Here is an 11,136-nt window from a genome sequence, read left to right on the forward strand (position 1 = left end):
AGCCTTGATCCATGCCCGACCATGGTCACGAGCTGCGCTTCGGCAGCTTCGTCACACCCGACGCCGCCCGGCCGCAGCACGTCGCCGAGTCGGTGCGTGCGCTCGGCGAGGCGGTGGACGTCATCCGCGGCGTCTGGGCCGGCGACGAACCGTCACCGCTGCACGTGGATGGCGCCTTCCATCGCATCACCTCCGGCGACAAGGCCGAAGACCTCGCGCGGCTCGCCCGTCGAGGACGGAGTGAGCGTCTTCATCGTGGCCACCGACGACCCGGAAGAGTTACGCCGCTTCGCCCACGGCACCGCACAGGAGATCCGCGAGCGCGTCGCCGAGCCCAGGAACAAGGGTGGCGAGGGGACCAGCGCCCGGGGCAGGAGGCCGGGCAGCCGGCGGGTGTCGCGTCAGGTGGTGGGCGGGTCGAGGCGGCGGGCACCTGGCCGGGCGTCGCTGGCAGGGGCCGGTGCTCGGGGGTGATCCCGTGCCCGGGGGCTGGCGGCTCGGGCGCTGGTGCCTGGGATCGGGAGCACGTCCGGGTACTTTCGCGGCGCTCAGCCGGGGCTGGTGCTGCGGCCGCGCACGGCCGCCGAAGTGCAGCAGGCCGTCCGGTACGCGGCTCGGCATCGGAAACGCGCCTTCCCGCCCGCCCACCTGCGGCGGCTGCGCGAGCTCAAGCGCCGATGGGACCCCACCTGTCTGTTCCACGACAACTCTGCCATCGAACCGGCGGGCTCATGACGGGGCCCGCGACCACCTGACCGAGGAGACAAGAAGATGAGAGCCATCGCCTACCGCGAGCAGGGGGACGTCTCCGTCCTGAAGCTCATCGAGCGTGACATACCGGAGCCGGGCCCCGGCGAGGTCCGCGTCCGCGTGCACGCCTCCGGCGTCAACCCGACCGACTGGCGGGCCCGCACCGCCCTCACCTGGGGGATGCTGTACCCCGAGGTGACCCCGCACCACGACGGCGGCGGCGTGATCGACGCGGTCGGTCCCGGGGTCGAGGAGTTCGCGGCCGGGGACCGGGTGTGGGTGTTCGCGGCCGGGCTGATCGAGAACGGCGGGACCGCCCAGGAGTACACCGTCCTGCCCGCGTCCCTGGTGCGGCCGCTGCCGGACGGCGCCTCGTACGAGCTGGGCGCCGCGCTCGGGGTGCCCGCGCTCACCGCGCACCGAGCGCTGATCGCCGCCGAGAACGGCCCGCGCCGCCTCGCCCCCAAGGCGCTGGACGGCCACACCGTGCTGGTGAACGGCGGCGCGGGCGCGGTCGGCAACGCCACGATCCAGCTCGCCCGCTGGGCCGGGGCCACCGTGCTCGCCACGGTCAGCAGCCCGGAGAAGGCGGCGCTGGCCACCGCGGCGGGCGCGCACCACGTCTTCGACTACCGGGAAACCGACCCGGCGCCCGGCATCCGTACGGCGGCCCCGGACGGCGTGGACATCGTCGTCGAGGTCGCCGTGAACGCGAACTCCGACCTCGACCTGGCGGTACTCAAGAACGGCGGCACGATCGCCGTCTACGCCGACGACCGCTCCACGGTGGAGCTGGACATCCTGAGAAACCTCCAGCTGGACGTCCGCTACCAGTTCCTCATCCTCTTCACCGGCGCGGACCGCATGGCCGCCGCAGCCGACGACGTCACGGCGGCGCTCCGGGACGGCGCGCTGGGAGTGGGCGAGGCACATGGCCTCCCGATCCACCGCTACCCGCTGCCAGAAACCGCCGCCGCCCAGAACGCGGTCCAGAACCACGCGGTGGGCAAGGTCATCGTCGACCCCACCGCCTGACGCCCGGGCGTTCGCGGACGCGAGTGACCCAGCGTCCGCGAACGCAGCGCGGCCGACTCTCTGACCAGGCACCACAAGGCCCTTTTAGTCATCAAACTGCACGAACGGCAATCAAATGGTCATCTGACCGAAACGAAGAGTGCGGAGACTGGCCGCTCAGGCGTTGTACGGGGAGGAGACCACGTGGACATCGATCATTCGAGCATGCGCAAGAGCGGCCGGGCGATCCACGACGGCGGTGGCGAGTTCGGCGAGGCCGTGAACAGGACCTGGCAGACGCTCGGGCCGCTGGTCCCCTACTTCGGCAACCCCGACAGCGACGAGGCGGCCCGCATCTTCCGCCGCGGCCAGGACGGTCACCCCGGCTTCGACGCCGCCTGCGACCACCTGGGCACGGCGCTGCGCGACCTGACGGAGTCGTACAAGGCCATCGGGGATGCCGTGGTGGCGATGAGCTCGAACGTCAAGGACGCCGAGTGGGCCAGCATGATGGTCAAGAACGAGCACCTCAAGGCGCTCAAGGAGTTCGCGGAGCGCGAGGACCGACCGCTCGCCGTGCCGTCCACTCCCGTAGAGCGCGACTGAGGAGCCGCGCGTGCCCATCGGACTCGCGACCAAGGTCGCCGCGGGCGGGATGGCCGGCGCCGGTGCGGCGGGCATCCTGGCGCCCGAGTTCCTGTTCGGCGTCTCCTACCTCGAAGGCGACCCCGCCACGATCAGGAAGGCGGCCGACGTACTCGACGACGTCGCCGACACCATCGACGAGCACTTCAGGACCGCGAACGCGGCCGCCACCGCCGTGTGGACCACCAGCGCCGGCCCCGCGGTGTCGCAGTTCAAGAAGTTCTGGACCGAGGAGTACGGTCCCGTCGTCCTGGAGGTGTCGCTCAGGCACCGCAAGGCCGCCGTCGCCTGCCGCGCCTACGCCGACGTGATCGAGAAGGTCAACCACGCCATCAAGGTGCTGTGCTACATCCTGACCGTGGACATGATGTTCACGATCGGCTATCAGGTGCTGACCTGGAAGATCTTCCAGGCGATCATGAAGCGGCAGGCGCTGCTGTTCAAGCAGACCGCGCACTGGTTCATCGCCATGCTGATCCCGACGTGGCTGTACTGGGTGCTCGACAGCGCCACCTACGCCACCGGGCAGGTGGTGCTGCCGCTGGCCATCAACAAGCTGGGCGGCATCAAGACCGACATGTCGGGCAACGACGTGCAGTCGCTGGAGCACAACCTCACGACGTTCAGCGAGCACTTCTACGCCAACATGATCTTCGACAGCGTGGTCGACGGCGGCGCCGCGCTGATGACCAAGGTGCCGGGCCTGCGCGCGGTCGCCCAGAACGTCGAGCTGCCCAACGGGGTGACGCTGAACACCGGCAACTTCCTGCCCAGGATGACGGCCTCGACGGCGTACTCGATGACCATGGACGTCCAGCACGGCGACAACCCGCTGCCGGGCACCGAGCACGGGCTGACCGAGGAGGAGATGTACCAGAAGTTCATCGTGCACGGCACCCGCAGCCTCATCCCCCGCGTCTGACGCCTCACAGGTAGGGGCGGGTGACCTCCATGACACGCCGGGCCGCGTCCTCCGTCGCCCGCCGCGAGGCCTCCAGGATGGCCTCGGCCAGCTCCTGCGAGCCCAGCCGCATCGCACGGGGGTCGATCTGCAGGCCGGTCAGCTGGCCCGACGCGGTGACGCGCACCCTGACCTTGCCGTCGGGGCTCGCCGCCTCACCGGCGACGTCGCCGACGAGGCCCATGACGTCGGAGAGTTCGCGCGAGTTCGCCTTGAACTCCGCCATGACCCGGTCGAGTTGGGGGTCGCCGGTCCGTAGATCGCGTTCTGCCATCCCGCATTATCTACGGAATACCCATATAGGTGGCAATGGGTAAATATCGGGCATCGGCGGGTGTGAGAACGGACATCCCCTCGGTCACGCCCGTTCCGCCAGGTGGCCGGCGAGGTGCGCGACCACCTCCCGCGCGTCCTCCTCGATGCCGTTGATGAACGTCGACCTGCGCCGCCGCAGCACCGGCAGGCTCAGCGCGTACAGCCCCGGCGCCTCCACCACGCCGCCGTCGTGGCGCAGGAAACCCTTCTCGTCGAGCACGGGCACGTCCAGCCAGCCGTAGTCGGGACGGAACCCGGTCGCCCAGATGATCGTGGCGATCTCGCCGGAGTTCAGGTCGAGCTGCCAGCGCGCGGAGGCGGGCACCCGGGTCGGCTCGAACCGCTCGGGCGGCCCCGCCTCACCGTCGCGGCCGCTCTCGCGCGCCCATGCGTCGAACGTGTCGAGCAACCGGTTCATCTTCAGGTCGGCCAGCGAGAACACGTTGCGCAGCCCGCCGGAGAACAGCGCCTTCCCGTCGCGCAGGGCGGCCCAGCGGCCCACCAGCTCGACCCCCGTCGCCGTCAGCGCGTTGAGGTCGAGCGTGGCCCGCTCCGGCGTGCCCACGAGCTGGGGCGACGGCAGCCGCCTCGCCCTGGTCAGGTCGTCCAGCTCGTCGTGGCGCTGGTCCCACACGCCGGAGGCGTCCATCCACCAGAGCACGTCGCGCCCGCGGTAGGTGCGGGGCAGCCGGACGTGCTCGCCCACCGAGAGCGTGACAGGACGGCCCGAGGCGCGCAGCTCGGCGGCCAGTTGCACGCCGGTCGCCGAGGCGCCGACGACGAGCACGCCGCCGTCGGGCAGCCGGCCCGGTTCGCGGTAGTCGTACGGCGTGAGCTGCTTCACCTGCGGCGGCACCGCCGCGCCGAAGGACGGCACCGACGGCAGGTTGCAGGCGCCGCTGGCGATCACCACCGTGCGGCAGGCGATCTCGCCGCGGTCCGTGGTGACGTGGTAGCCGTCACCGGACGGCCGTACGGACGTGACGGTCGTCCCGGTACGCACGGGCGCCCCCGCGAGCGCGGCGAACCGCTCGATGAACTGCGTCACTTCCTTCGTGGTCATGTAGCCGTCGGGGTCGGGCCCGTCGTAGGCCAGGCCCGGCAGGCGGCTCTGCCAGTTGGGGGTGAGCAGCCGGAAGGAGTCCCATCGTTCGCGCCGCCAGGAGTTGGCCACCTCGCCGCGCTCGACCACCAGGTGGTCGATCGAGCGCGCGCGCAGGAAGTGCGAGGCGGCGAGGCCGGCGTGCCCCGCGCCGATGACGACCGTCGTGACCCGTTCGATGATGCTTCGCTCCCTCAGGCGACGTCGACGGTGACGTTCGTCGGGTTGGTGAGGGCGTCGAAGACGGCCGAGCGCTTCTGCGACTGGGCGACCAGGGCCTCGATGTCCTCACGCGAGGCGTCGGCGTCGATCTCGAACGTCACCTTGATGTCGTTGAAGCCGTTGCGCACGTCGCTGTCGGCGCCGAGGATGCCGCGGATGTCGTGGACGCCCTCCAGCTTGGCCTCGACCGAGCGGAGCTGGATGCCGCGGTTCTGGGCGACGGAGGCCACCCCGGCGGTCAGGCAGCTCGCCAGGCCGACCAGCAGGTATTCGATCGGGGTGATGCCGTTGTCCTCGGCCGCGAAGACCTCGGGGTGGTCGGCGTCGAAGACCGCCTCCTTGCGGTGGCTGCGCTCCTCGCCGAGGCCGAAGAACTCCTTGACCGTCGTCGTGCTGTGCACGCCGTTCTGCCACTTGGAAGAGGCCCGCCAGACGAACTGGGCGGCCTCGGGCGCGCCCTTGAGCGCCTCACGCGCTTCGAGCAGTGCCTGTACGTTGACACCGTTGGTGACCGTGGTCATACCTCTCGCCCTTCGCTTCCGGGTATTCCGGTAGGTATTTGACCATATACCGGCAGTGGCGGCTACCATAAGCCCCATGTCGCAGCCAGCAAGAACGTCCGAGGCCGGCTCCGTGGGCGTCGTCGAAACGTTCCACCTCGACCTTCCGGACCCCGTACGGCTCGACTGCGGCAGGGAGCTGCACCCGGTGCGGGTGGCGTACGAGACCTACGGCACCCTCTCCCCCGAGCGCGACAACGTCATCCTGGTCTGCCACGCGCTGAGCGGCGACGCCCACGCGGCCGGCGTGGCCAAGGCGCCGCCCGAGTCGGGCACCCGCGACGGCTTCGGCGCCGAGGAGCGCGACGGGTCGAGCGCCAAGGGGCTCGGCTGGTGGGACGGCATGATCGGCCCGGGCAAGGCGTTCGACACCGACCGCTACTTCGTGATCTCCACCAACCTGCTCGGCGGCTGCCGCGGCACCACGGGCCCGTCCTCGACCGACCCCGCCACCGGCCGCCCCTACGGCGCGGACTTCCCGGTCATCACGGTCGCCGACATGGTACGCACCCAGCGCGCCTTCCTCGACGCCCTGGGCATCGAGCGGCTCGCGGCCGTGGCCGGCGGCTCGCTCGGCGGCATGCAGGCACTGGAATGGGCGATCAGCCACCCCGACCAGGTCGACGCCGTCGTGGCCATCGCCAGCACCCACGCGCTGCACCCGCAGGGCGTCGCATGGAACGCCATCGCCCGCGAAGCGATCATGCGCGACCCGGCCTGGCAGGGCGGCCACTACTACGGTACGGGCCGCGCCCCCGACGCCGGCATGGGCATCGGCCGGATGGTCGGCCACATCACCTACCTGTCGGGGCCGGCGCTGGAGGAGAAGTTCGCCCGGCGGCTGCAGTTCGCCGACGACCTGCGCTACACGATCACCGAGCCCGAGTTCGAGGTGGAGAGCTACCTGCGCCACCAGGCCGACTCGTTCGTCAAGCGCTTCGACGCCAACACCTACCTCTACATCTCGCGCGCGCTGACCTACTTCGACCTCGCCAGGCAGCACGGCGGCGGATCGCTGGAGCGGGCGCTCGAGGGCGTGCGGGCGCGGACGCTGCTGATCGCGTTCAGCTCCGACTGGCTCTACCCGCCGGCGGCCTCGCAGGACATCGACCGGGCGCTGCGCTCTCTGGGCAAGCCGGTAGAGTTCGAGGTGATCGACGCGCCGTACGGCCACGACTGCTTCCTGCTGGAAGAAGCGCGGCAGACGCCCATCATCCGCCGGTTCCTTGCCCGAGGCGGGGCCGGGTGACGTCGAAGAAGAGGCACTGGTGACCGAGCAACACCCCCGTCAAGAGCAGGCCCGCGCCTTCGGGTTCGAGACCCGGCAACTGCATGCCGGGCAGCGGCCCGACCCCAACACGGGGGCGCGTGCCGTACCGATATTCCAGACCACCAGCTACGTCTTCGAGGACCCCGAGTCCGCGGCGGCGTACTTCAACCTCCAGGAATACGGCAACACCTACTCCCGGATCATGAATCCCACGGTCGCCGTGTTCGAGGAGCGGGTGGCCAACCTGGAGGGCGGCAGCGGCGCCGTGGCGTTCGCCAGCGGCATCGCCGCCCAGGCCGCCGCGCTGTTCACGCTGCTGGAGCCGGGCGACCACGTCGTGTCGTCGTCGGCGCTCTACGGCGGCACCGTCAACCAGCTCAAGCACCTGCTGCGCAAGATGAACGTCGAGCTGACCTGGGTCGATCCCGACGACCCCGACGCCTGGCGCAAGGCGGTGCAGCCCAACACCAAGGCGTTCTTCGCCGAGACGATCGGCAACCCCTCGGGCAACGTGCTCGACATCGAGCCCGTGGCGGCCATCGCGCACGAGCACGAGCTGCCGCTGATCGTGGACAACACGTTCGCCACGCCGTACCTGTGCCGGCCCATCGAGTGGGGCGCCGACATCGTGATCCACTCGGCGACCAAGTTCATCGGCGGCCACGGCACCAGCATCGGCGGGGTCGTCGTCGAGGCCGGCACGTTCGACTGGTCCAACGGGCGCTTCCCGGTGGTGGCCGACCCGTCGCCCGCCTACCACGGGCTGCGCTTCCACGAGACGTTCGGCATGTACGGCTACCTGATGAAGCTGCGCGCAGAGACGCTGCGCGACCTGGGCGCGGCGATGTCGCCGTTCAACGCGTTCCTGTTCCTGCAGGGCCTGGAGACGCTGTCGCTGCGGATGGAGCGCCACGTCGAGAACGCGCGCAAGGTCGCCGAGTTCCTCGACGGCCACGAGCTGGCCTCCAACGTCAGCCACCCCGGCCTGCCGGGCAGCAAATACCGCCCCCTGGTGGACAAATACCTGCCGCGTGGGGCGGGCGCGGTGTTCTCCTTCGAGTGCGCGGGCGGCCGGGCCGGCGGGCAGGGCCTCATCAACGGCCTGTCGCTCTGGTCCCACCTGGCCAACGTCGGCGACGCCAAGAGCCTGGTCATCCACCCCGCCAGCACCACCCACCGCCAGCTCAGCGACGACGAGCTGAGCGCCGCGGGCGTCGGGCCAGGCTCAGTGCGGCTCTCGGTCGGCACCGAGTCGGTCACCGACCTCATCTGGGATCTCGAGCAGGGCTTCGCCCGCGTCGCCGCGACGATCGGCACCAAGGAGGAGACGGCATGACCGACCTCGCCCGCTACCAGGACCCGCTGACGATCCAGCGGGTCCTCCACGCCACCAGGAGCATCGCGATCGTCGGCCTGTCCGGCAACGAGCTGCGGGCCAGCAACTTCGTCGGCTACTACCTCAAGCGCCACGGCTACCAGGTCGTCCCGGTCAACCCGCGCGAGAAGGAGATACTCGGCGAGACCAGCTACCCGAGCCTGTCCGACGTGCCGGTGCCGATCGACCTCGTCAACGTCTTCCGCGCGCCCGACGCGCTGCCCGGCATCGCCCGCGAGGCCGTGCAGATCGGGGCGGGGGCGCTGTGGTGCCAGTTCGGGGTGATCAACGAGGAGGGCGCGCGGATCGCCGAGGACGCCGGCCTGCCGGTGATCATGGACCGCTGCCTCAAGGTCGAGCACGCCCGTTACGTCGGGCGGATGCACTGGCTCGGCTTCAACACCCAGCGCATCACCTCGGTCCGTTCGGGGCTGCAGTAACGGGTGCGATGAGTTTCCGGCGGGTCGCCGGTCTGTTCGGGTGAGCGTCGTACAGAGTCGTACGACGACACCCCGAACACCACCGGAGGACACCGTGACATCCAGCGCTTCCGCGCAGCCCGGCCGCCCGCCCGTCGTCGACCTCGCCACCTGGCAGGCCGCCCGCGACGAGCTGCTGGTCCGCGAGAAGGCTCACACCCGCGAGGGCGACGCCATCGCCGCCGCCCGCCGCCGGCTGCCGATGGTCGAGTTCGACGGTTCGGTCAAGGTCACCGGGCCGGGCGGCCCCGTGCCGTTCCTGGAGCTGTTCGAGGGGCGCGACGAGCTCGTCGTCTACAAGCACATGTGGTACGACGGCGCGCCGCCCCAGGGGCAGTGCGAGGGCTGCACCACCACGGCCTGGCACCTGAAGGACTCCGCCTACCTCAACGCGCGCGGCGTCTCGTTCGCCGTCGTGACCCCCGGGGCGTGGGACGAGGTGGCCGAGTACGTCGCGTTCATGGGCTACCCCCAGCCGTGGTACTCCATCCGCGGCGTGGAGGGGCCGGCCGGCGGGCCGACGGGCTACCTCACCAGCTACCTGCGCGACGGCGAGCGCACCTTCCTCACCTACTCGACGACGGGCCGGGGCTGCGAGCCCGCCAACCCGTCCCTGGCGCTGCTCGACATGACGCCGTACGGGCGCGGCGAGACCTGGGAGGACAAGCCCGAGGGCTGGCCGGAGGGGCGGCACGCGTGCTGGTACTGGCGTACGGACGACGAGGGGAACTCGACCTGGGGCGAGACCAGCCGCCCCACGGCCCAGTGGACCCGCCCCGGCGCCACCCCGGTCACCACCCTCGGCCGCCACGGCACCTTCCACTGACGCGGGGGTGCGCAGGCCCCCGCCGGATAATCAGGTGCGCCCGCGGACGCAGGTCGTTAGCGTGGCGGTGATGATCTACGAGCATCCGCTGGCGTACGTGCTGGGTCTGGAGGGCATCGCCCTCATGCGGGCCTACACGGGCGGGCACGACCGCGCGTTCGTCGAGGCGCGGCTGGCCGAGATCCGGGCGTTCCTCGACGACGACAGGCTCGCGGGGGCCGCCGTCGAGGTCGAGCGGGTGGACGTCGCGACGGGTTACCGCATCTGGGCGTCCACCTACGACGGGCCCAACAGCGCGTTCGACCTGGACGAGCCGTTCATCGAGGAGGTCGTCGGCGGGCTGCCGGCGGGCGACGCGCTCGACGCCGCCTGCGGCACCGGCCGGATCGCCGCGCTTCTCGCCGCGCGCGGGCATCGGGTGCGCGGGGTCGACGGCTCACCCGACATGCTGGCGCGGGCGCGCGAGCGGGTGCCCGACGCGGAGTTCCTGCACGGTGAGCTGGCCGCCTCGCCGCTGCCCGACGCGTCCGTGGACCTGGTGGTGTGCTCGCTGGCGCTCACGCACGTGCCGGCGCTGGATCCGGTGCTGGCCGAGTTCGCGCGGGTGCTGCGGCCCGGCGGTCACGTGGTGCTCGCCGACATCCATCCCGACGGGGTGGCGCGGGGCGTGGTGCCGCCCGTACGGCTGCCCGGCGGCCGTCCCGCGCGGGTGGCCACCTACCATCACCCGGTCGGTGACTACGTACGGGCCGCGCTCGCGGCCGGGCTGCGCGTACGGCGCTGCGAAGAACCCCGGCATCCGGCGGGCGAGCCGCGCGAGCGTACCGACGTGCTGGAGCCGTGGGACGTGTGGCCGTGGGCGCTCTGCGACCTGGCCCCCGAGGCGGCGCACGCCGCGATCGCCGGAACGCCGTCCATGCTGTTCTGGCACTTCCAGCGGTAGGCCGTCAGGTGGGCAGGGTGGAGGCGTCGTCGCCGGCGCGGTAGTTGCGCAGCGCGACCGCCAGCCCGCTCTCCTGCTTGCCGAGGGCATCGGCCAGGAGACCGAGGCCGATGCCGATGTTCTCGAGTTGCGGGCCCCGTGCCTCCCAGTAGGAGCGGCCGTACTCGTCGTCGGTCAGCGCGACGTGGACGGCGTTCTTCACCGTCGTGTACCGGGTGGTCGTCCTGGACGTGACGCCGGCCAAGGCGCCCGTCCCGGTGGCGATCCGGCGTAGCTGGGCCTTGCTGTAAACGACTCCGTCAAGGTTCACAGCCTGGAAGCGTAGCGAGGACTAACGCCCGTTATAAGGGTTTCTGTGGTGTTTGGTGCTGCGGGAGTGATAGAAGATCTTCAAGTGATCGGAGGAGGGCCCCCTGGAAACGCGTGCCGATGTCAGCTTCCCGCGGACGGAGACGTAGCGGATGCCGCTCGATCTGAACCTGGTGCCCGACATCGTCAAGCCGCTGGCCAGGCCGCTGGCGGGTGGGGCGGTCCCCGAGGCCGACGTGCACACCTTGATCAGCGAAGCGAAAGCGCTGAACGAGCTGGCCGACGCGCTGGAGGAGATGAAGTCCGAGGACGCCGGCGCCGTCATGCGGATGCTGCGCGAGGAGCTGTGGCAGGGGCCGGCCAAG

The 11,136-nt window shown here is 70.9% G+C and carries 15 protein-coding genes; 11 read left to right on the forward strand and 4 right to left on the reverse strand.

Translation table 11 applies throughout. From position 1 onward, the window contains the following. Window positions 1-240: 240 nt before the first annotated feature. The 5 genes from AB0K18_RS37595 to AB0K18_RS37615 all read left to right on the forward strand — a co-directional run bounded on the left by AB0K18_RS37595 (window position 241) and on the right by AB0K18_RS37615 (window position 3,331). Complete coding sequence (locus AB0K18_RS37595; protein ID WP_364924535.1) at window positions 241-474, forward strand: hypothetical protein; 234 nt, start codon at window positions 241-243, stop codon at window positions 472-474. Between the two features lie 114 nt (window positions 475-588). After that, window positions 589-735, forward strand: a complete 147-nt coding sequence (locus AB0K18_RS37600) for a BBE domain-containing protein (RefSeq protein WP_364924577.1) — start codon at window positions 589-591, stop codon at window positions 733-735. 36 nt (window positions 736-771) lie between these two features. Beyond that, window positions 772-1,785, forward strand: a complete 1,014-nt coding sequence (locus AB0K18_RS37605; protein ID WP_364924537.1) for an NADPH:quinone reductase — start codon at window positions 772-774, stop codon at window positions 1,783-1,785. Window positions 1,786-1,968: 183 nt separating this feature from the next. Then, complete coding sequence (locus tag AB0K18_RS37610; protein WP_364924539.1) at window positions 1,969-2,370, forward strand: hypothetical protein; 402 nt, start codon at window positions 1,969-1,971, stop codon at window positions 2,368-2,370. Between the two features lie 10 nt (window positions 2,371-2,380). Next, on the forward strand, window positions 2,381-3,331 hold the full coding sequence (locus tag AB0K18_RS37615) for a hypothetical protein (protein ID WP_364924542.1): 951 nt from the start codon (window positions 2,381-2,383) through the stop codon (window positions 3,329-3,331). A 4-nt stretch (window positions 3,332-3,335) separates the two neighbouring features. Here AB0K18_RS37615 and AB0K18_RS37620 read toward each other — a convergent pair whose 3' ends face one another. The 3 genes from AB0K18_RS37620 to AB0K18_RS37630 all read right to left on the reverse strand — a co-directional run bounded on the left by AB0K18_RS37620 (window position 3,336) and on the right by AB0K18_RS37630 (window position 5,530). Next, window positions 3,336-3,644 (reverse strand): YbaB/EbfC family nucleoid-associated protein, encoded by a 309-nt coding sequence (locus AB0K18_RS37620; protein ID WP_364567492.1) that lies wholly within the window; start codon window positions 3,642-3,644, stop codon window positions 3,336-3,338. Between the two features lie 84 nt (window positions 3,645-3,728). Then, complete coding sequence (locus AB0K18_RS37625) at window positions 3,729-4,985, reverse strand: NAD(P)-binding domain-containing protein (protein WP_364924579.1); 1,257 nt, start codon at window positions 4,983-4,985, stop codon at window positions 3,729-3,731. Further along, a complete protein-coding gene (locus AB0K18_RS37630; protein ID WP_364924545.1) occupies window positions 4,982-5,530 on the reverse strand; it encodes an OsmC family protein in 549 nt (182 codons plus the stop codon). The genes AB0K18_RS37625 and AB0K18_RS37630 overlap by 4 nt, the downstream gene beginning before the upstream one ends. Window positions 5,531-5,606: 76 nt before the next feature. Here AB0K18_RS37630 and AB0K18_RS37635 point away from each other — a divergent pair, with 76 nt between their 5' ends. From AB0K18_RS37635 to AB0K18_RS37655, 5 genes are all read left to right on the forward strand, one after another. Continuing rightward, window positions 5,607-6,818 carry a homoserine O-acetyltransferase gene (locus tag AB0K18_RS37635; RefSeq protein ID WP_364924548.1) on the forward strand — a complete coding sequence of 404 codons (1,212 nt, stop codon included), beginning with the start codon at window positions 5,607-5,609 and terminating at the stop codon, window positions 6,816-6,818. Window positions 6,819-6,837: 19 nt separating this feature from the next. Continuing rightward, entirely contained in the window at window positions 6,838-8,175 is a 1,338-nt protein-coding gene (locus AB0K18_RS37640; protein WP_364924551.1) for an O-acetylhomoserine aminocarboxypropyltransferase/cysteine synthase family protein, read from the forward strand. After that, on the forward strand, window positions 8,172-8,654 hold the full coding sequence (locus AB0K18_RS37645; protein ID WP_364924554.1) for a CoA-binding protein: 483 nt from the start codon (window positions 8,172-8,174) through the stop codon (window positions 8,652-8,654). Before AB0K18_RS37640 ends, AB0K18_RS37645 begins: the two co-directional genes overlap by 4 nt. A gap of 94 nt (window positions 8,655-8,748) precedes the next feature. After that, entirely contained in the window at window positions 8,749-9,519 is a 771-nt protein-coding gene (locus tag AB0K18_RS37650) for a DUF899 family protein (protein WP_364924556.1), read from the forward strand. Window positions 9,520-9,589: 70 nt separating this feature from the next. Then, on the forward strand, window positions 9,590-10,462 hold the full coding sequence (locus tag AB0K18_RS37655) for a class I SAM-dependent methyltransferase (RefSeq protein ID WP_364924559.1): 873 nt from the start codon (window positions 9,590-9,592) through the stop codon (window positions 10,460-10,462). 4 nt (window positions 10,463-10,466) lie between these two features. Here AB0K18_RS37655 and AB0K18_RS37660 read toward each other — a convergent pair whose 3' ends face one another. After that, entirely contained in the window at window positions 10,467-10,772 is a 306-nt protein-coding gene (locus AB0K18_RS37660; RefSeq protein ID WP_364924562.1) for a hypothetical protein, read from the reverse strand. Window positions 10,773-10,923: 151 nt separating this feature from the next. Here AB0K18_RS37660 and AB0K18_RS37665 point away from each other — a divergent pair. After that, on the forward strand, window positions 10,924-11,136 hold a 213-nt coding region (locus AB0K18_RS37665; protein WP_364924564.1), incomplete at its 3' end, for a hypothetical protein.

The organism is Nonomuraea sp. NPDC049421, assembly GCF_040677005.1.
Taxonomy (GTDB): domain Bacteria; phylum Actinomycetota; class Actinomycetes; order Streptosporangiales; family Streptosporangiaceae; genus Nonomuraea; species Nonomuraea salmonea.

Coding starts and splice junctions, on each gene's coding strand:
- AB0K18_RS37630 (WP_364924545.1), bottom strand. CDS start 5,530: ATGACCACGGTCACCAACGGTGTCAACGTACAGGCACTGCTCGAAGCG.
- AB0K18_RS37655 (WP_364924559.1), top strand. CDS start 9,590: ATGATCTACGAGCATCCGCTGGCGTACGTGCTGGGTCTGGAGGGCATC.
- AB0K18_RS37645 (WP_364924554.1), top strand. CDS start 8,172: ATGACCGACCTCGCCCGCTACCAGGACCCGCTGACGATCCAGCGGGTC.
- AB0K18_RS37620 (WP_364567492.1), bottom strand. CDS start 3,644: ATGGCAGAACGCGATCTACGGACCGGCGACCCCCAACTCGACCGGGTC.
- AB0K18_RS37605 (WP_364924537.1), top strand. CDS start 772: ATGAGAGCCATCGCCTACCGCGAGCAGGGGGACGTCTCCGTCCTGAAG.
- AB0K18_RS37635 (WP_364924548.1), top strand. CDS start 5,607: ATGTCGCAGCCAGCAAGAACGTCCGAGGCCGGCTCCGTGGGCGTCGTC.